Annotated in this window: 13 protein-coding genes; 6 read left to right on the forward strand and 7 right to left on the reverse strand. The window is 67.2% G+C overall.

Annotated features, from left to right (window positions below):
* Positions 1 to 85 precede the first annotated feature (85 nt).
* Positions 86 to 1,774: a nif-specific transcriptional activator NifA gene (nifA, locus tag CP958_RS02675; RefSeq protein WP_096700471.1), complete on the forward strand. Its 1,689-nt coding sequence runs from the start codon at positions 86 to 88 to the stop codon at positions 1,772 to 1,774.
* Positions 1,771 to 2,343: a protein-tyrosine-phosphatase gene (locus CP958_RS02680; protein WP_096700472.1), complete on the forward strand. Its 573-nt coding sequence runs from the start codon at positions 1,771 to 1,773 to the stop codon at positions 2,341 to 2,343. The genes nifA and CP958_RS02680 overlap by 4 nt, the downstream gene beginning before the upstream one ends.
* Positions 2,344 to 2,346: 3 nt before the next feature.
* On the opposite strand, the gene CP958_RS02685 is transcribed toward CP958_RS02680, so the two are convergent.
* The 3 genes from CP958_RS02685 to leuA form a co-directional block, all read right to left on the reverse strand.
* Positions 2,347 to 4,029, reverse strand: coding sequence for a monovalent cation:proton antiporter-2 (CPA2) family protein (locus CP958_RS02685; protein WP_170958807.1), 1,683 nt, complete (start codon positions 4,027 to 4,029; stop codon positions 2,347 to 2,349).
* Positions 4,030 to 4,084: 55 nt separating this feature from the next.
* Positions 4,085 to 5,767: a methyl-accepting chemotaxis protein gene (locus tag CP958_RS02690; protein WP_170958808.1), complete on the reverse strand. Its 1,683-nt coding sequence runs from the start codon at positions 5,765 to 5,767 to the stop codon at positions 4,085 to 4,087.
* Positions 5,768 to 5,964: 197 nt separating this feature from the next.
* Complete coding sequence (gene leuA / locus CP958_RS02695) at positions 5,965 to 7,626, reverse strand: 2-isopropylmalate synthase (protein WP_096700475.1); 1,662 nt, start codon at positions 7,624 to 7,626, stop codon at positions 5,965 to 5,967.
* Between the two features lie 421 nt (positions 7,627 to 8,047).
* Here leuA and CP958_RS02700 point away from each other — a divergent pair, with 421 nt between their 5' ends.
* Positions 8,048 to 9,697, forward strand: a complete 1,650-nt coding sequence (locus CP958_RS02700) for an ATP-binding protein (protein WP_170958809.1) — start codon at positions 8,048 to 8,050, stop codon at positions 9,695 to 9,697.
* Positions 9,694 to 10,143, forward strand: coding sequence for a response regulator (locus tag CP958_RS02705; RefSeq protein ID WP_277948860.1), 450 nt, complete (start codon positions 9,694 to 9,696; stop codon positions 10,141 to 10,143). Before CP958_RS02700 ends, CP958_RS02705 begins: the two co-directional genes overlap by 4 nt.
* Before the next feature lie 25 nt (positions 10,144 to 10,168).
* Here CP958_RS02705 and CP958_RS02710 read toward each other — a convergent pair whose 3' ends face one another.
* From CP958_RS02710 to CP958_RS27290, 4 genes are all read right to left on the reverse strand, one after another.
* Positions 10,169 to 11,335, reverse strand: coding sequence for a hypothetical protein (locus tag CP958_RS02710; RefSeq protein ID WP_096700476.1), 1,167 nt, complete (start codon positions 11,333 to 11,335; stop codon positions 10,169 to 10,171).
* 145 nt (positions 11,336 to 11,480) lie between these two features.
* The gene (locus tag CP958_RS02715; RefSeq protein ID WP_096700477.1) at positions 11,481 to 12,596 is read right to left on the reverse strand and encodes a DUF2336 domain-containing protein; all 1,116 of its coding nucleotides are present in this window, start codon (positions 12,594 to 12,596) and stop codon (positions 11,481 to 11,483) included.
* An 80-nt stretch (positions 12,597 to 12,676) separates the two neighbouring features.
* Positions 12,677 to 13,378 carry a glutamine amidotransferase gene (locus tag CP958_RS02720; protein ID WP_096700478.1) on the reverse strand — a complete coding sequence of 234 codons (702 nt, stop codon included), beginning with the start codon at positions 13,376 to 13,378 and terminating at the stop codon, positions 12,677 to 12,679.
* Between the two features lie 101 nt (positions 13,379 to 13,479).
* Positions 13,480 to 15,171 (reverse strand): methyl-accepting chemotaxis protein, encoded by a 1,692-nt coding sequence (locus CP958_RS27290; protein ID WP_096700479.1) that lies wholly within the window; start codon positions 15,169 to 15,171, stop codon positions 13,480 to 13,482.
* A gap of 235 nt (positions 15,172 to 15,406) precedes the next feature.
* Between CP958_RS27290 and CP958_RS02730 the strand changes: the two genes are divergently transcribed.
* A complete protein-coding gene (locus CP958_RS02730; RefSeq protein ID WP_096700480.1) occupies positions 15,407 to 17,221 on the forward strand; it encodes an ATP-binding cassette domain-containing protein in 1,815 nt (604 codons plus the stop codon).
* Complete coding sequence (locus CP958_RS02735; protein WP_096700481.1) at positions 17,218 to 18,921, forward strand: HlyD family type I secretion periplasmic adaptor subunit; 1,704 nt, start codon at positions 17,218 to 17,220, stop codon at positions 18,919 to 18,921. Before CP958_RS02730 ends, CP958_RS02735 begins: the two co-directional genes overlap by 4 nt.
* The last annotated feature ends 25 nt before the right edge of the window (positions 18,922 to 18,946 follow it).

Below are 18,946 nucleotides of genomic sequence, written 5' to 3' on the forward strand. Positions count from 1 at the left end.
ATCAAGAAAAGGTGGGGGGAGCGGGTCGCGGCGCATGGCTGCGGCGTTGTTCTCGTGTGATGGCCTATTGGTGGATTGAATGCGTATGACGGCCCAGAAGAGTGACGAAAGCGCCCTGCCGCTGATCGGCATCTATGAGATCAGCAAGATTCTCGGTGCCACCCTGGACCTGGACAAGGCGCTCCACGACGTCCTCAACGTGCTGTCCTCCTACCTGAACATGCGCCACGGCGCCGTGGTGCTGAAGGACGAGGCGGGCCAGGCCCATCTCGCCGCCGTCACCGGCATGTCGCTGCGTCTGGCGCGCGAAGGCGTGCTCAAATATCCCTTCGCCGCCGTGGAGAAGGTGGTGTCCACCGGCATTCCCATGGTGGTGCCCGACGCCGCCGAGGAACCGCTGCTGGCCGAATACATCGCCGAGAACGACGAGGCGCTGGAGGACGAGCGGGTGTCGTTCTTCTGCGTGCCCATCAAGACCACGGACAAGCCGTTCGGCGCCCTGTCGGTGGAGCGTTCGTGGGACGGCAGCGCCCAGTATGTGTTCGAGCATGACCTGCGTTTCCTCACCATGGTCGCCACCCTGATCGGCCAGACCGCCAGCCTGCACCGCAAGCTGGCCAACGACCGCGAGACCCTGATGACCGACGCGGCGCGCCTGCACAAGCGCATGGCCGAGGTCCGCCCGACGCTTCCCATCCGGGGACTCGAGGACGTGGTCGGTAATTCCGAGGCCATGGCCCGCGTCTTCGCCCAGGTGCAGCAGGCGGCGCCGACCAAGGCCACCATCCTGCTGCGCGGCGAAAGCGGCACCGGCAAGGAACTGGTGGCCCGCGCCATCCACATCCTGTCGGCCCGCGCCCAGAAGCCGTTCATCAAGGTCAACTGCGCCGCCCTGTCGGAAAGCGTGCTGGAATCCGAACTGTTCGGCCACGAGAAGGGCGCCTTCACCGGCGCGGTGGCCGAGCGCAAGGGCCGCTTCGAGCTGTCCACCGGCGGCACCCTGTTCCTGGACGAGATCGGCGAGATTTCCGCCAATTTCCAGGCCAAGCTGCTGCGCGTGCTGCAGGAGGGCGAATTCGAGCGGGTCGGCGGCAACAAGACGGTCAAGGTGGACGTCCGCCTGATCGCCGCCACCAACCGCGACCTGGAAGCCGGGGTGGCCGACGGCTCGTTCCGCGCCGACCTGTATTACCGCCTCAACGTGGTGCCCATCTTCCTGCCGCCGCTACGCGAGCGCTCGGGCGACATCCCGCTGCTGGCCATGTACTTCCTGAAGCAGTTCAACGAGGAGAACGGCCGGGGCATGGTCTTCTCCCATAACGCCCTCGAGGCGCTGCAGCGCTGCTATTTCCCCGGCAACGTGCGCGAGTTGGAGAACTGCGTCTACCGCACCGCCACCATGAGCAAGGGCGAGGTCATCGACGAGATGGACCTGTCCTGCAAGCAAGATACCTGTCTGTCCTCGACCCTGTGGCACAAGCGCAACCCCGCCGACAGGGCGGTCCCCACCCTCAGCGCTCCCATTCCGGTGCCCACCGGCCCCATGGCCGCGCCGCCCGCCGTGCCGGCGCCGGCGCCGGAGGTGGCGGCTCCGTCCGTCCCCGCCGCCGCCGCGTCCTCCGACGACGAGGACCTGTCCGAGCGCGAGCGTCTGGTCCAGGCCATGGAGCGTTGCGGCTGGGTCCAGGCCAAGGCCGCCCGCCTGCTGGGCCTGACGCCCCGCCAGATCGGCTACGCCCTCAAGAAACACAACATCGAGATTCAACAGCTGTGACGATCAGGCCCCCGCTGCTGCCCTTTCCGCTGACCATCTGCGGTATCGACGAACTGCCCGCCCATGCCGGCGCCGGAATCAGCCACGTGCTGACCATCCTGGACCCCGGCTGGCCCGACCCCGAGCATTTCGCCCTCTATCCCCCGCACCGCCGCACCATCTGGCGCTTCCACGACATCGTCAATCCGCAGGAGGGCCAGACCCACGCCACCGCCCGCGACGTGGAGGCCATTCTGGATTACGGCGCGGGACTGAAGGACGAGGCGGTGGAGCATCTGCTGATCCACTGTCACATGGGCATCTCGCGCTCCACCGCCACGGCCATCATCCTGATGGTCCAGCACAATCCGGGGCGCGAGGCCGATGCCTTCACCCATCTGGCGGCCATCCGCCCTTTCTCCTGGCCCAACTCGCGCATGGTGGGCATGGCCGACGAGATGCTGGACCGCCGGGGTGCCCTGATCGAGGCCATGCGCGGCCATCACCACGGCGTGGCCCGAATCCACCCCGACAAGATGCACTATCTCAGGAGCAGCGAGCGCGCCGCCGAGGTCCCGCCGGAGGAGTGACCCTCACTCCTCCGGCCGGCCGTAGCGGCGGTCGCGGTAGCCCTTGATGCTGCGCTCCACCGCCGCGTCGTCGATTCCCGCCGAGCGCAGCACCGAGCCGGCCATCTGCAGGCTGGCCTCCACCGTCTCGGGGATGACGGCGGTGGCGCCGATATCGCCCAGAATCTGTTCCTGGATACGGTCGCGGGCGCGGGCCACGATGGGCAGCCTGGGCGCCGCCTGACGGATACAGGAAATGGCGCGTTCGGCCTGGCGGGCCTCGTTGACGGTGATCACCGCCGCCCTGGCCCGCTCGATGCCCACCGAACGCAGGATACCGGTCCGTCCGGCGTCGCCGTAATAGACCGGCACGCCGTCGGTGCGGGCCTTGGACACCCGGTCCACATCCATGTCCAGCGCGATGAACGGGATATGGTGCTCGGCCAGCAGGCGGGCGATGGCGCGCCCCACCCGCCCATAGCCGGCGATGACCACGTGATCGCTCAGATGCCGCACCGCCTCGGGGATGGGCTCGCCGCTCCGTTCGGGAGTCAGGCGCAAGGACAGCCGCCGTCCCAAACCGGCCAGGGCGGGCGTCAGCACCATGGACAGCGCCACGCCGGCCACCAGGGCCTGCCCCAGCCCGCCGTCGAGGATTTTCAGTTCGAGGGCGCGGCCGAACACCACGAAGGCGAATTCGCCGCCCTGGGCCAGCAGGAACCCCACCCGCAGCCCATCGGCCAGCCCCACCCGCATCAGCAGGCACAGCAGGACCACCACCACCGCCTTGACGACGACGGTGCCCATGGTCAGGGCGAGGACCAGGTCCAGCCGGTCGGCGACGAAGGGCAGGTTGATGGACATGCCCACCGTCATGAAGAACAGGCCGAGCAGCAGGCCTCGGAACGGCTCGATATCGGCTTCCACCTGATGGCGGTAGCGGGAATCGGCCAGCAGCAGCCCGGCCAGGAAGGCGCCCAGCGCCATGGACATTCCCGCCTCGCCGGTCACCCAGGCCACCGTCAGGACCAGCAGCAGGTTGGCGGCGGTGAATACCTCGGGATTGCGGGCGCCGGCGATGAAGCGGTAGGCCGGGCGCAGCAGGAAGCGGCCGACCACGAAGATGGCGGCCATGACCAGAACCACCTTGCCGCCGGCCAGGGCCAGGGCCTCGGCGACGTGCCGCTCCTGGCCGGCCAGGAGCGGCAGCAGCACCAGCACCGGCACCACCGCCAGATCCTGGAAGATCAGCACGGCGATGGCGATGCGGCCGTGATGGTCCACGGCCTCGCCACGCTCCACCAGGATGGCCAGCACCGTGGCGGTGGAGGAAAAGGCCAGGGTCAGGCCCACCACCAGGCAGACCGCTCCCGACAATCCGAAGAAATAGCCGATGGCGCCGATGACCAGGGCGGTGACCACCACCTGGGCGAGGCCGAGCCCCAGGATGTAGCGGCGCATGGTGCGCAGGCGCGACAGCGGCAGTTCCATGCCGATGGCGAACAGCAGGAACACCACCCCGAACTCGGCCAGCGGCCGGGTGACCTCCAGTTCGACCACCGGACCGGGAGTATAGGGTCCCAGCACGATTCCCGCCGCCAGATAGGCCAGCACCGAGGGAATGCCGAAGCGCTGGAACAGCGGCACCAGGACCACCGCCGCCAGCAGCAGCGACAAGATATCGAACAACGCCCCAGAATCGTGCACGCCCTTACCCCTTCCGACCGGCTGGCCGGACAGAGTATAGAGCGGCCCAACGCCGTCAGATAGCCTTGGCGTCGGCCAGGAAGCCGGTGATCGTCCCGCGCAGCGACTGGGCGCGCAGGGCCAGGGACTGGGCCATGACGGCCATGTCGCCGGCCAGGGCGCCGCCCGCCTCCACCTGCCGCGATACCTTGGAAATGCTGTCGGTGACCAGACGGCCGCCCTCGGCCGCCTCCTGCACGTTGAGCAGGATGGCGTCGGTGACGCGGCCCTGTTCCACGGCGGCGTCGGCCACCGCCGCGGCGACGGCGTCGATGCGCCCGACGAATTCGGCGACGCGGCGGTTGGAAACCACGGCCTGCTGCACCGTATCCTGCATGGCCGCCACCTGCTGGCCGATCTCGTCGGTGGCCCTGGCCGTCTGGTTGGCCAGATTCTTCACCTCGCCGGCCACGACGGCGAAGCCCTTGCCGGCCTCGCCGGCACGGGCCGCCTCGATGGTGGCGTTGAGGGCGAGAAGGTTGGTCTGGGACGCGATGTCATTGATCAGGCTGACCACCTCGCCGATACGGCGCGCCACGTCGTCCAGGGATGCCATGGTGGTTCCCGATCCCTCCATGATCCCCACCGCATCGCGGACGATGGCCGAGGTTTCGTGGATACGCTCGGAGATGCCGAGATTGGAGGTCCGCAACTGCCCGGTGGCCGAAGCCACCTCCTGCACGTTGGCGGAGGACTGGGCGGCGGCGACGGCCACCGAGGCGCTTTCACGCCCGGCATCATCAACATTGTGGTGAAGATTCTCGGCGGTGGACGATACCGTCCGCACCACGTCGCCCACGTCGCCCAGCAGCGACTGGACCACCCGGTCGAATTCGGCGGTGCGGCGTTCCAGCCGCTCGGCCCGCTCGGCCCGCTGGCTCTGCTCGGCGCGGGCGGCGGCCTCCAGTTCCAGGTTGCGCCGCATGTTGTCGCGGAATACCAGCAGGGCACGGGCGATTTCACCGGTCTCGTCACCGCGCCCGGCGTCCACCACCGCCTCGTCCAGGTTGCCCTCGGCCATGCGCCGCGTCGCGTCGGCCACCCGTCCCAGCGGCCCGGAAACCGAGCGGCGCACCATGATCAGGGTCAGGATGCCGCCGCCCAGCAACGCGGTCAGGGCACCCAGCAGGATGCCGACCTTCAGTTGCCCGGCGAAGACGTCCATGGCCTGATGGTATTCCTCCACCTCGCGGTCGGCCGCGTCGGAATACTCGTCCACCAGCTTGCCCAGCCGCTGCCGGTTGGCGCGGTTGGCGTCGTTGTCGCCGAAGGTCCGCGCCGCCGGGGCGCCGCTCTCCAGGCCGAGGCGGATCAGTTCCCGCCGGAAACGGATGAAGCTGGTCAATTCCTCGTCCAGCTTGGCGAAGGCGGCGGCCTGGGAAGCCGGCACAGCCCCCCGCCACTCCACCGCCAGTTTCTCGAAGGCGTCGAGGGTCTTGCCCATGGGAGTGGCGAATTTCTTCACCTCGGCGGCGTCGCGCGCCATGTAGACGCCGCGGGAATCCATCACCACGGAATAGATGGCGGCACCCGCCTTCTGGCCGAAATCGGCCCGTCGCGAGGCGGCGAGAATATCATTGGTCCGCGCATCGTAGGTCGCGATGGCCCACTGGCCCAGAGCGGCGATCATCACCGCCACCACCGCCATCACCCCCATGAGAAGCTGAATCTTGACTCCGATGCGCAGTCGTCCGGCCATGGCGCCCTCCATTCTCGCCTGCGCGGCACACGGCACGGGAGCCGAGACAAGCCGCAACACCGCCAAGAGTGGCGGCGAAGCGGTAGGGGAGTCAACATATTTTACATACTTAATGTATATAAATGGGATGTAACTACCCTTTGTCTTCTGTATGCATTTGGAGCGAGGCGGCGTTATACACCGCCTCGCCGTATATTCTATGCTGCCCGGTTCAGGGCACTGACCACCGCCTTGAGCGAAGCCATGGTGATGGAGGGGTCGAGGGCGGCGCCATGGACCGAGGTGCCGCCCTCGTCGGCGATCTCCACATAGCAGGCGGCCTGGGCCTCGGAGCCCGAGCCAAGGGCATGCTCGTGGTAGTCGCGGACCTTGACCTTGCGGCCGAGGCCGGTTTCCACCGCATGGATGAAGGCGTCCATGGGGCCGTTGCCCCTGCCCTCGATGCGCTTCTCCACGCCTCTGTCGCGAACGGTGGCGGACAGCACCCGCGCGCCGTTGCGCCCCTCGGAATGGGTTTCGTACTCCACCAGTTCCAACGGCCAGTCCTTGAGGTAGGTCTGGGAGAAGGCGGCCATGATCTCGCCCGAGTCCAATTCACGGCCCACCTTGTCGGCCATGGCCTGGACCACGCGGGCGAAATCGATCTGCAGCGAGCGGGGAATTTCCAGCCCGTGGTCGCGCTCGAGCACGGCGGCGATGCCGCCCTTGCCCGACTGGCTGTTGATGCGGATCACCGCTTCATAGCTGCGGCCCACGTCGGCCGGATCGATGGGGAGATAGGGCACCTCCCACACCGGATCGTTGGCCTTCTTGCGGGCCGAGAAGCCCTTCTTGATGGCATCCTGATGCGAGCCGGAAAAGGCGGTATAGACCAGTTCCCCGGCATAGGGATGGCGCGGATGGACGGGCAGGCCGGTACATTGCTCGGCGGTGCGGCGCACCGTGTCGATGTCCGAGAGATCGAGGGCGGGATCGACGCCCTGGGTGTAGAGATTCAGCGCCAGGGTGACCACGTCCACGTTGCCGGTGCGCTCGCCGTTGCCGAACAGGGTGCCTTCCACCCGGTCGGCACCGGCCATCACCGCCAGTTCGGCCGCCGCCACGCCGGTGCCCCGGTCATTGTGGGGGTGGACCGAGACGATGAGGGAATCGCGGTTCTTCACCGTGGCGCAGAACCACTCGATGACGTCGGCATAGATGTTGGGGGTGGACATCTCCACCGTGGCCGGCAGGTTGCAGATCATCCGGCGGGTGGGCGTGGCGCCCCAGGCCTCGGCCACCTTCTCGACGATGTCCACGGCGAAGTCGGGCTCGGTGCCGGTGAAGCTTTCGGGAGAGTACTGGAACACCACCTCGCCCTCGGGGCGGGCGGCGGACAACTCGCGGATCAGCCCCACCCCGCCGAGGGCGAGATCGATGCAGCCCTGGCGGTCGATGCCGAACACGATGCGCCGCTGCGCCTCGGAAGTGGAATTGTACATGTGCACGATGGCCCGCCTGGCCCCGGCCAACGCCTCGAAGGTGCGGCGGATCAGTTCCTCCCGCGACTGGACCAGCACCTGGATGGTGACGTCGTCGGGAATGTGGCCGCCCTCGATGAGCAGGCGGATGAAGTCGAAATCGGTCTGCGAGGCGGCCGGGAAGCCCACCTCGATCTCCTTGAATCCCATGCCGACCAGGGTCTGCCACATGGCCATCTTGCGCTCGGAGCCCATGGGATCGATGAGCGCCTGGTTGCCGTCGCGCAGATCGACGCTGCACCACACGGGCGGGCGGGTGATGGTGGCGTCGGGCCAGCGGCGCTGGGCGAGACGGATGGCGGGATAGGCGCGGTATTTGGTGCTGGCGGCAGGCATCATGGCCCGGTTCTCCTTATGGTCGTCGTTTCTGCTGATATGGGGAGCGCGGCCCGGTCCTGGGGCCGCCGGGCGGCCGCGAAAGACCTTAAGCCCGGCGACCGGAGGTTAGTCGCAGCAGCGCCAAGCCGCCGAGCATGCGGCCCGGAGCGGAAACCAAGGAGGAGACGATGGAGAGATGAGACATTGCAGCGAACCCGACCCGAAGGCTGAAACCACGAAAACCCGGAACCGAACTTACGATTCCAGGGTGGATAGCAGCAGCAGGGTGGTCGCGTTGCGTGTCATAGTCCCGGCAGAGTGCCCGAAACGGATACCAGCGGTCAAGTCATAATACGTCAGGTATAATTGGGCATGTCGTGGGCGCCTGGAATAGGCTAGAATCCGACAAATCTGATCGCCACCACCGGCTGATGGACCGGCCATGCCCCTCGACGGCACCAGTGATCCGCACTCCCCCGCCGCGCCCAGGGCCGGAGGGTACAAGGCCGTCATCACCATGGCCCTCGTGGCCGTCGCGTGGATCGCCGTATCCCTGAGGATCGCCGGCTTCTACAACGACTATCGCGAGGCGCAGTTGCGCGGCCAGGCCTCGGCCCTGGCGGTCACCTCGGCGGGGGCGCTGACCAATGCGCTCAATCAGCGCCTTGCCCAGGTGCGGGGACTGGCCGCCTTCGTGGCGGTCAAGGCGGCCGAGCACCAGCCGGGTGAGATCGAGCGGGAATTCCCGGTCTTCGCCGCGTCCTACTACCAGCAGGTTCCCGGCATCCGGAACATCTCGGTCGCGCCCGATTTCGTGGTCCATCAGGTCTATCCCCCCGATGCCGGCAACCTGAAGGTGCTGGGCAACAACCTGCTGGAGGATAAGCGCCCCGGCTTCGCCGAGGCGGTCAACCGCGCCATCCAGACCAGGGGCCTGGCGGTGCACGAGCCGGTGGAGATGATCCAGGGCGGACTGGGCCTGCTGGCCCGTCACGCCGTCTTCGTGGGCGACCGGCCCTGGGGGGCGGTGGGCATGATCTTCACCGTCTCCACCATGCTGGAATCCAGCAGCATCGGTATCCTGGAAGGCTATACCTGGGGGCTGCGCACCGCCGCCGGAACCATGGTGGGCGGGGATGGCGGCATCTTCACCATGCGTCCGGTCTCGGTGCGCATCGACCTGCCCGATGGACACTGGGAATTCGCCCTGGCCCCCTCCGGCGGCTGGAAGGCGGCCGTGGCCAAGGGGGCCGAGGTGACCGCGCTGCGCTTCGGGCTGCTGATCATGGGCATCGGCATCCTGTGCCTGACCTGGATCGCCCTGCAGCGGCGCGAATCGCTGGAACGGCTGGTGGAAAGCCGCACCCGCCAGTTGACCGCCGCCAACCGGGAACTGGAGCGCTTCTCCTTCATCGTCGCCCACGACCTGCAGGAACCGCTGCGCTCCATCATCTCGTTCAGCCAACTGGTGGAACGGGGCCTGTCGGCCCAGCTGACCCCGGAGCAGCGCGAGTGGCTGAGCAGCCTGGGCACCGCCACCCGGCTGATGCGGGCGCTGCTGCACGACGTGCAGATCTATCTGGGCGAGAACGACGCGCCGTTGCCCAAGCGCCAGATCAACGCCGCCGAGGCGCTGACCACCGCCCGGCGCAAGCTGAGCGGCCGAATCCACCAGACCGGCGCCGTCATCGAGGCCGGAACGCTCCCCATGGTGTGGGCCGACCATCACCGCCTGAGCGAGGTGTTCGTCGCCCTGATCGGCAATGCCATGGAGTACCGCTCGCCCGACCGGTCCCCGGTGATCCGCATCTCCAGCCGGACGGAACGGGGATTCGAATTCATCGATGTCGCCGATAACGGCATCGGCATTGAAGAGGCCTATTTCGAGCGCATCTTCGAGGTCTTCCAACGCCTTCATTCGCGCATGGCCCATCCCGGCACAGGAATGGGGCTGGCAATCGCCAAGAAGATGGTGGAACATCTGGGCGGAACCATCCGGGTCCGTTCGACCGTCGGGCAGGGGAGCATTTTCTCCATCGTCCTGCCCTCGGCTCCGGCGTGGACCTCGAATGCCCGATTGGAGCGACTGTGACTGAAGCGAGCGAACAGCAATTCAAGGTCATGCTGGTCGAGGATGATCCCGGCGACGCCGGCCTGGTCAAGGCGGCCTTCGCCAGCAGTCGCTTCGCCTGCCGCATCGAGCATATTCCCGACGGAGTCGAGGCCATGAAGCGCCTGCGCGCCCTGGCCATCGAGGGGGCCACCGCCCTGCCCGACCTGATCCTCCTCGACCTCAACATGCCGCGCAAGAGCGGCCACGAGGTCCTGACCGAGATGAAGGCCGACGACGATCTGAAGGACCTGCCCGTGGTGGTGCTGACCACCTCGGACGCCGAGCGCGACGTGGCCGCCGCCTATCACAGCGGAGCTTCCGGCTTCGTCACCAAGCCGGTGGACGTGGATGCCCTGTTCGAGTCCATCCAGGGCATTCTGGAATACTGGTTCGGGTTGATGCGCCTGCCGGCCAACCGGCCGTAGACGGACACTCATTCTTCCCGAAGAGCTACAGGCCCTTCTCGAAATCCGCCGGTGCCCGCAGATAGGCTCCGAACACGTCGGGCAGCTTGGCGCGCAGGTCGGTATCGGGATCGTCGGCGTCCAGCTTCCACAGCTTGATCTTCTCGCAGAAGATCTTGACCAGCTTCTTGTTGCCGGGAACGCCGAAAATCTCGGTGAAGGTATCCTCGCCCAGCTTGTCCGTGCCGACTTCCAGGAAAATGGGAATCTGCGAGTAATTGAGGAAGCGGACGATCTGGTTGATGGACTCGCCCGACAGGATGTGCAGATGGCTGGCCATCTGTTCCAGGTCCTTGGCGTTCTGGACCTCCATGGCCTCGAGACGGTCGCAGTCGACGCACATCTCCCAGAACTTCTCGCCCATCTTGTCGTAGACGGTGCCGTGCAGGAAGTCGTAGCGCTCCTTGCCCAGAAAGGCGACGCCCTTGGCGGCCAGCGGCTGGGTGTCGAGCATCTCGCGCATCATGGCGTCGGACAGGATGCGCTTGGCCGAATCCATGGAATGGCGGCCGATATCGGCCAGGGCGGCGATGCCTTCCGGAGTGCGCAGCGTGGTGACGCCCCGGCCCATCTCGCGGATCAGTTTGACCGGCAGTTCGGCGAAGCAGGGGATCAGCGGCACCTGCCAGTCGTAATCCAGATAGTCCTTGATGGCCCCATAGAACTGGTCGGCCTGGGTGGGCGACGACTTGGGGACTTCCATATCGCCCCACTTGCCCGAGACCAGGGCCTGGATCTTCTCCAGCAGGTTCTTCGGCTCCTTCTTCGGCGCCATCTGGGCGGCCGGCTTGTCGGCGGTGCCGAAGCGCTTTTCCGCATAGGCCTTGGCGCCGGAACGCACCACCATGGAGATCACCTGATCCAGCGAGCGCTCGCAGCGCAGCAAGCCGTCATCGGTGGTGACCGCATTGCCGTCCCGGTCGACCAGCAGGTCCTGGAACTGTTCGCGCTTGGTCTTGACCAGTTGCATGCAGGCGTACAGCAGGTCCGGCGTGGCCAGTACGGCGGCATAGGGATTGGGAAAGGCGCCCAGGGCCGGAATCAGCTGGGTGACGCGGGTGGTCACCGGCCCCTTGATGGTCGTGATGATTTCCTTGCGGTTGGCCGCATCCTTGTCGAGCGGCTTGGCTGCAGGCTTCACGCTGCCGGACATGATTTTCCCCTCTTATCCCAGCAGGTCAATAAATTGGCCCGCCTATTGTCCCTCGGCCTAAGCGCGGGCGTCCGCCCGCTTGGCCGCCGCCCCAATGGCGGCCCGAGGCCGGCCGAGTTGTCTGGCAAAAAGTCGGCCGGCCCGATCAGTCGCCGAGCATGGTGGCCGGCAGTTGATTCATCTTGGACAGCAGGTATTCCAGGTCGTCGTTCTCGAACTCCACGCCCAGATCACCATACTGAGTCAGGATGCGCTCGATCATGCGGCGCGAGAAACGCTCGCGGTCGTTGGGACCGCCGTCGTATTCCATCTCGTAGGATACGTCGATGGCGGCGCGCATGGCGGCATAGAAGGCCTTGGGCAGGCCCGCCTTCTCGAACAGCGCCTCGAATCCCCGCTTGCCGGCGTCGTGGATCAGGGTGCGGCAGTTCTCCACCTTGATCTTGGCCAGCTTGGCGATGGCCACCTCGAAGAAGGTCAGGTCGCCCATGCACACGGCGCGCAGCATGATGGACGGCGTCAGGCGCCCCACGTTGTAGAGGTGGCCAACCAGCTGGGCCACGTCGCCTTCCGAATTGGACAGGCCGAGAACCGCCAGTTCGCGCGCCTGGATCATCATGGCGGCGGCGGCTTCGGGGGTGAGGTCGGGCCGCGCCATCAGGTGCTGGCGCAGGTTCTCCGACACCTTGGTCATCAGGCGCTCGGCCACCGTGATGGGCAGCACCTTGCGCTCGACCAGGGACTGGCCCACCTGCTCGGACTCGCCGTAGCGGTCCACCACGCGGTTGAGCGTGTTCTCGTTGAGATCGGCGCCTTCGTTGGAGACCAGGGTCGCCACCGCCGCCTCGTTGCCGGTATCCACCAGGGCGTCGGCCAGGCTGGCGGAGACGTGGTGGCGGCCGGCGACCGCCACCTGCTTTTCCGGGCTCTGGCTGTGGACGATCTCGATCAGATCCTCGTCGGTCAGCACCTCGGAGAATTGCAGCATGGGCAGCGACACGTCCTCGACGTCGCGAGCCAGCGACAGCGCCACGTCATGGGGAACCGTGGGGTTCTCCTTGAGCTGGCGGGCCAGCGCCTCGCGCACCCGCACCTCGGCATCGCGGACCATCAGACGGAAGATGTCCTCGGCCAGCTTGCGTTCGCCGTCGCTCAACCCCTGGTGCTGAGACGCGATCTTGTCGGCGATTTCGGCACGCACGTCCCCGGTCGGATTGGAGAGCAAGCGCTTGACGTCTTCTTCGTTGAGCTTCTGGTCCACGGCTGTGTTCTCTTGCCCCTTTGGGCGGACTATACAACGCTTCCCTTGCCCTGAACAGGCGGGAAGCCCTCGGACGTGACTTACATCATACCAGACAAAAACGCGGCCAGCACCCTCGGGGCGACCGATTCCAGCCCGGCGGCATAACGGGCGGTGTCGGCGCGCAGTCCGGGCACGGACAATCCCGGTACGCCGCCGATCTCCGAGGCGTGGCCGATGAACCAGCGCTCCAGCCCCGCCCCGGTGGCCTCCACATGGAATTGCAGGCCCAGCGCCGCCTTGCCCCAGGAAAACGCCTGGTTGCGGGTGACCGAGGTCGAGGCGAGCAGAGTGGCGCCGTCGGGCAGATCGAAGGTGTCGCCGTGCCAGTGCAGCACCGGAACCCCGTCCAGAACCGCCAGGGACGAGGCGCGACCGGCCCCGGTCAGCTCCAGGGCCGACCAGCCGATCTCCTTGATCCCGTTATTGGGATAGACCCGAGCGCCCAGGGCGCGGGCCATCAGCTGGGCGCCCAGGCAGATGCCGATAATCGGCCGGCCGGCCCGCAGCCGGGCCTCGATCAGCCGCAATTCCGGGCCGAGGAAGGGGTAGTTGTCATCCTCATAGGCACCGATGGGGCCGCCCAGCACCACCAGCAGGTCCACGGCGGAATCGTCGAGAGCACCGAGATCATCGAGACCGGCCTCGGCATAGCGGATGGAATAGCCGGCCGCCTCCAGCGGCGCCTGGAAGCTGCCCAAATCCTCGAACGCCACATGGCGGATGGCGACGCAGGTCTTCATGATTCCCCCCACCCGAAATCAGGGACAGCCCTCCCCGGCCGGAAACACTTCATACCCGACCGGGGTCGCTGCGTCGAGGCAGTCTTCCTATGCCAGGGGGTCTAGGCGGCTCGCACGTCCTTCAGGAAGGCCTCGATGGTCGAGCGCAGGTTGGACGATTGCTCGGCCAGGGTGCGCGACGCCTCCAGCACCTCGCGCGACGAGGTTCCGGTCTGGTCGGCCGCATCCTGCACCTGGACCACGTTGCCCGACACCTCGGCGGTACCGGCGGCGGCCTGCTCGACGTTGCGGGCGATCTCCTGGGTGGCGGCGCTCTGCTCCTCCACCGCGGCGGCGACGTCGCCGGAAATCTGCCCGATCTCCTCGATGACCTTGACGATGGTCCCGATGGTGCCGACCACCCGATGGGTCTGGTCCTGGATGGCGGCGATCTGGGTGCCGATCTCGTCGGTGGCCCGGGCCGTCTGGTTGGCGAGGTTCTTGACCTCGCCCGCCACCACGGCGAAGCCCTTGCCCGCCTCGCCGGCCCTGGCCGCCTCGATGGTGGCGTTCAGCGCCAGCAGGTTGGTCTGGCTGGCGATGTCGGTGATCAGGTTGATCACCTCGCCGATCCGCTGGGCGGTGTCGGCCAGTTCGTTGACCACCTCGCCCGCCTTGGAGGCCTCGCCCACCGCGTCTTGGGAAATGCCCGAGGAATGGGCCACCTGACGGCCGATCTCGTTGATGGAGCCCGACAGTTCCTCGGCGGCGGCGGCGACGGTCTGCACGTTGACCGAGGCTTCCTCCGAGGCGGCGGCCACGGCGGTGGCCTGATGGCTGGTCTGCTGGGCGGTGGCGCTCATGGCGCCGGCGGTGGACTGCAATTGCCCGGCGGCGGCGGCCACCTGCTGCACCATGGCGCTGGCGGCCGCGTCGAAATCGGCGGTCAGCCGTTCGATGCGCAGCGCCCGCTGGCGGGACGCCTCGTCGGCCTGCCGCTGCTTTTCCTCCAGTTCGCGCTGGCGGATCAGGTTGGCGCGGAAGACCTCCATGGCGGCGGCCATCTCGCCGACCTCGTCGGCGCTGCTGGCGGCGGGAATGGCCACCGAGGTGTCGCCCTTGGACAGGCTGTCCATGGCCCCTGTCATGGCCACCAGCGGCGGCACGATGGAGGCGGCGGTGCGCTGGGCGGTGATCATGGCGGCGAGCAATCCGGCGATCACCGCCACCACCGCCACGGTGATCATCGTGTTGACCAGACCCGACACCTCGGCGGAATCGGCGTCGAGCATCTGCTTCTGGTTATCGATCATGCCGCCCGAGCGCTTGCCGTCGGCGCCCTTGACCCCCGAGAACACGACGACCAGCTTGTTAACCCGCGGCACCGCCTCGGCCACCAGCACATCGATGGCCTCCTTGGTGGCGCCCAGTCCTTCGGCCTTGGCCTGCGCCACCTTCAGTTCCAGCAGCAGGGTGCGCGCTTCCTTCCAGGAATCCTGGTTGCGGGGATTGGTGAAGCGCGCCATCAGCGCATCCATCTCGGCAATCTGGCCGTCAAGATCCTCCCAGGCCTCGGCCCGCTCGGTCTTGAAGGAATCCTTGCCGGTCAGCAGGTAGCCGCGCAGGGCGGCCAGCGACGCGTACATATGTCCCTCGATGCCCGCGCTGGTCTGGGCCACCGGCATGCGCAGCCCGATCATCCGCTCCGACGCCCGGTTCACCCCCAGGGCCTCGAAAATAATGGTTCCCGTCACCACCGCGATCAACGCGCACAGAACCCCGAACCCCAACCAAAGACGCTTTCCGATTCGCATTCCTGATTCCCCCCTCCGTGACATGAACCCTTCCCCTTCCACGTTCCAGGTCCCCACCGGCCGTTCACCCTTTTGCCGCGCAAAAGACAGCCACCGTTGATATACGTCAAAAGACGTTACCAAAAAGTGGACTGTAAAATCCACATATTAGAACTTATACCTACGCACTTCGCACCGGGCGGCGGAGATACTTATCCCTTTGCATCTCGGCCGAGGCAGGCGACAATCTCCGGTGATGAGCGATTCGAAGACATCCTGGCTGAAAACCGTCATAGAGCCACTGCGTCCCGTCATGCGGGAGTTGTTGGCGGCCTCGCTGTTCATCAACCTGATGGCGCTGGCGGTGCCCATCTTCGTGATGCAGGTCTACGACCGGGTGATCGGCCACAACGGCGTGGCGACGCTGAAGGGGCTGGTGATCGGCGTCGGCGTTCTGCTGGCCTTCGACTGGATCATCCGCACCTCGCGCGGGCGGATCATGCAGACGGCGGCGCTGCGCATCGACGTCGAGGTCGGCACCAAGCTGTTCGACAAGATCATGCATCTGCCGCTGCGCACCCTGGAAAGCCGCCCGGCCTCGTTCTGGCAGACCCTGTTCCGCGACGTGGACGGCATCCGCAACACGGTGTCGGGTTCCACCGCCGTGCTGCTGACCGACCTGCCCTTCGTGCTGATCTTCCTGGGGGTGATCTTCGTCATCGGCCGCCCGCTGGCCCTGGTGTTCATCCTGCTGTTCGTGGCGTTCCTGGTGCTGGCCTGGCGCTCGGGCGGGGCCATGAAGGAGAGCAGCGGCAAGGAAAAGAACGTCCAGCAATCCCGCGACGGGCTGGTGGCCGAGATCATCGCCGGCCGCGCCACCGTCAAGGCGGTGGCGCTCGACCGCGCCATCCGCCCCATCTGGGAGGAGCGTCAGGCCGGCGCCATCGAGCAGTCCATCCAGCGCGGCGCCACCAACGACGAATACGTCAATCTCGGCCAGATGCTGACCATGCTGGGCAGCGTCCTGCTCACCACGGTGGGCGCGGTGTTCATCATGGACCACGAGCTGACCATGGGCGCCCTGGTGGCCTGCAACATGCTGTCGTCGCGGCTCTACGGCCCCATCAATCAGCTGGTGGGCGCCTGGAAGAGCTTTTCCTCGTTCCGCCAGTCGGTGGACCGCCTGGGCGAGGTCTTCGCCGAGGCCGAGGAGCGCCGCCACAGCGCCATCCAGCGCGAGCGCCCCACCGGACTGATCACGCTCGAGGACATTTCCTTCGCCTATGACAAGAAGTCCCAGGCGGCGTCCTCCATCGACCGCCTGGAAATCCGCCCCGGCGGCATCACCGCCGTGCTGGGCCGCAACGGCTCGGGCAAGACCACGCTGCTGAAGATCATCCTGGGGCTCTATCACCCGGCCAAGGGCCGCGTCCTGCTGGACGGCGCCGACATCGCCCAGTTCACCCGCGCCGAACTGGCCGGCTGGATGGGCTACGTGCCCCAGGAATGCGTGCTGTTCAACGCCTCGATCCGCGACAACATCGTCTATGGCTGCCCCGGCGCCAGCGACGAGCAGATCCTGGTCGCCGCCAGGGAAGCCGGTGTGCACCAGTACATCGTCGATCTGCCCGACGGCTACGGCACCTCCATCGGCGAGGCCGGATCGCGGCTGTCGGCCGGTCAGCGCCAGCGCATCGCCATCGCCCGCGCCCTGCTGGGCGACCCGCCGGTGCTGCTGCTGGACGAGCCGTCGGCCAGCCTGGACCGTCAGGCCGAGGAAGACCTGCGCGCCACCCTGGCCGAACTGGGCAAGACCCATACGGTGATCATCGTCACCCACTCGCCGGTGCTGCTGCCCATCTGCCGCGACGTGGTGGTGCTGGACAAGGGCAGCGTCGCCGCCGCCGGCCCGGCGGCCGAGACGCTGCAGCGCCTGTTCGGCGCCCGCCCGGCGCAACCGCCGGCACCGCCGCAGCCGCAGCCTCATCCCCATCATCCGCCCCACGTGGTGGCCCAGCCGGCCCAGCCCCTGGGCGGCGGTGTGCATATCGGCGTGGGAGGCAAGCAGTGACCGGCTCCCCTCCGCCCGATCAGGCCCCCGTGCCGCAGGCCCTGGGGCAGATCGCTCCCGCCCAGGTTCCCGCCGATCAGGCCGTTCCCGGCACGCCCCCGCCCGCCGGTGGTGGACAGCCGCAGATGAGCCAGGAGCAGATGCTGCAGGCCATGGCCGCCATGATGGGCGGCGGCGGTCCGCCCGCCCCGCCTCCCACGGCGGGGGCCTCCATCCGGGCCGGGCTGCGCACCTTCTGGGCGACGCTGTGCTGGCTGCTGGCCGCCCCGGAAAAGCCCGAGAGCGCTCCCAAGGGTATCCTGGCGTGGCCCCGGCGCGCCCTCGTCGGCCTGCGCGACTGGTTCCTGCCCGCCCTCAACCCGGTGGGCCAGGCACCGCTGCAGGAATACCACGCGCCCGAATTCGGCTCGCGGCTCTACACTCTGGCCAATTCCTACCCGCTGCCCACCTGGCGGCCGCTGGCCCGCGTGGTGATGACGCTGACCGCCATCTTCATCCTGTGGGCCTTCGCCGCCCACCTGGACGAGGTGGCCATCGCCGAGGGCGAGATCGTCCCCGAGGGCAAGGTCAAGGTCATCCAGCACCTGGAAGGCGGCGTGGTCCGCGAGATCATGGTCACCGACGGCTCCGAGGTGAAGGAGGGGGCACCGCTGATCCTGCTGGACCTGCCGGTCAGCTCGCTCAACAAGGAGGAGCTGCAGGCCCGCATGGACGGCTACACCCTCCAGCGCGCCCGCCTTGAGGCCGAACTGCACGAAAAGCCGGTGGTCTTCCCCGAGGAGGAGGCCAGGCGCCAGCCCGGACTGGTGGAATCCGAACGCCGCTCGTTCGAGGCCCGCCGCCAGGCCCTCAAGGCGACGCTGACCGTGCTCAACGACCAGGTCCGCCAGAAGGGCCTGGAGGTGCAGGAATACGAAACCAAGCAGCGCTCGCTGTCCACCAGCCTGCGGCTGTCCCAGGAACGTTTCGCCATGTCCAAGGACCTGATCAAGTCGGGTCTGGCCTCCAAGATGGACCACGTCCAGATGGAAGCCCAGATGGAGGACCTGAAGGGCCAGCTGGACTCGGTGCGGGCCTCCATCCCGCGTGCCCAGGCCGCCCAGCAGGAGGCCAGGGGCCGCGTCGAGGAGGAGATCGCCCGCTTCCAGCGCACCGCCCAGAGCGAGATGTCGGAAGCCGAACTGAATATCGCGCGGACCCGCGAACTGTTCATCCAGGCCACCGACCAGCAGCGCCGCACCCTGATCAACAGCCCCATCGACGGCATCGTCAAGAACATGCGCTCCAACACCATCGGCGGCGTGGTGCGCCCCGGCGACCCCATCATGGAGATCGTGCCCCTGCACGAGCGGCTGCAGGTGGACGCCAAGCTCAACCCCATGGACCGCGGCTACGTCCAGGTGGGCCAGCGCGCCTTGGTGAAGATCAGCGCCTACGACTACACCACCTATGGCGGGCTGGACGGCGACGTCATCTTAGTGGCGCCCGACACCACCGTGCCGCAGACCCCCAATGCCCAGCCCTATTACCGGGTGGTGGTGCAGACCGACCGCGCCTATATCGGCGACGAGAAGGCCAAGCAGTTGATCAGCGCCGGCATGCAGGCCACCGTGGAAATCCACACCGGCACCCGCTCGGTCATGGAATTCCTGGTCAAGCCGGTGATCAAGCTGCGCCACGAGGCGTTCCGGGAACGGTAAAAAAAACACGCCGGCCCTGTCACGT

Origin of the sequence: Magnetospirillum sp. 15-1 (assembly GCF_900184795.1) — a bacterium.
In the GTDB taxonomy this organism is placed as follows: Bacteria; Pseudomonadota; Alphaproteobacteria; order Rhodospirillales; family Magnetospirillaceae; genus Phaeospirillum.

Bases quoted from the DNA above. Each gene is read 5' to 3' on its own strand.
- nifA (WP_096700471.1), top strand. From the start codon at position 86: ATGACGGCCCAGAAGAGTGACGAAAGCGCCCTGCCGCTGATCGGCATC.
- CP958_RS02690 (WP_170958808.1), bottom strand. From the start codon at position 5,767: ATGGCCGGACGACTGCGCATCGGAGTCAAGATTCAGCTTCTCATGGGG.
- leuA (WP_096700475.1), bottom strand. From the start codon at position 7,626: ATGATGCCTGCCGCCAGCACCAAATACCGCGCCTATCCCGCCATCCGT.
- CP958_RS02700 (WP_170958809.1), top strand. From the start codon at position 8,048: ATGCCCCTCGACGGCACCAGTGATCCGCACTCCCCCGCCGCGCCCAGG.
- CP958_RS02710 (WP_096700476.1), bottom strand. From the start codon at position 11,335: ATGTCCGGCAGCGTGAAGCCTGCAGCCAAGCCGCTCGACAAGGATGCG.
- CP958_RS02720 (WP_096700478.1), bottom strand. From the start codon at position 13,378: ATGAAGACCTGCGTCGCCATCCGCCATGTGGCGTTCGAGGATTTGGGC.
- CP958_RS27290 (WP_096700479.1), bottom strand. From the start codon at position 15,171: ATGCGAATCGGAAAGCGTCTTTGGTTGGGGTTCGGGGTTCTGTGCGCG.
- CP958_RS02730 (WP_096700480.1), top strand. From the start codon at position 15,407: ATGAGCGATTCGAAGACATCCTGGCTGAAAACCGTCATAGAGCCACTG.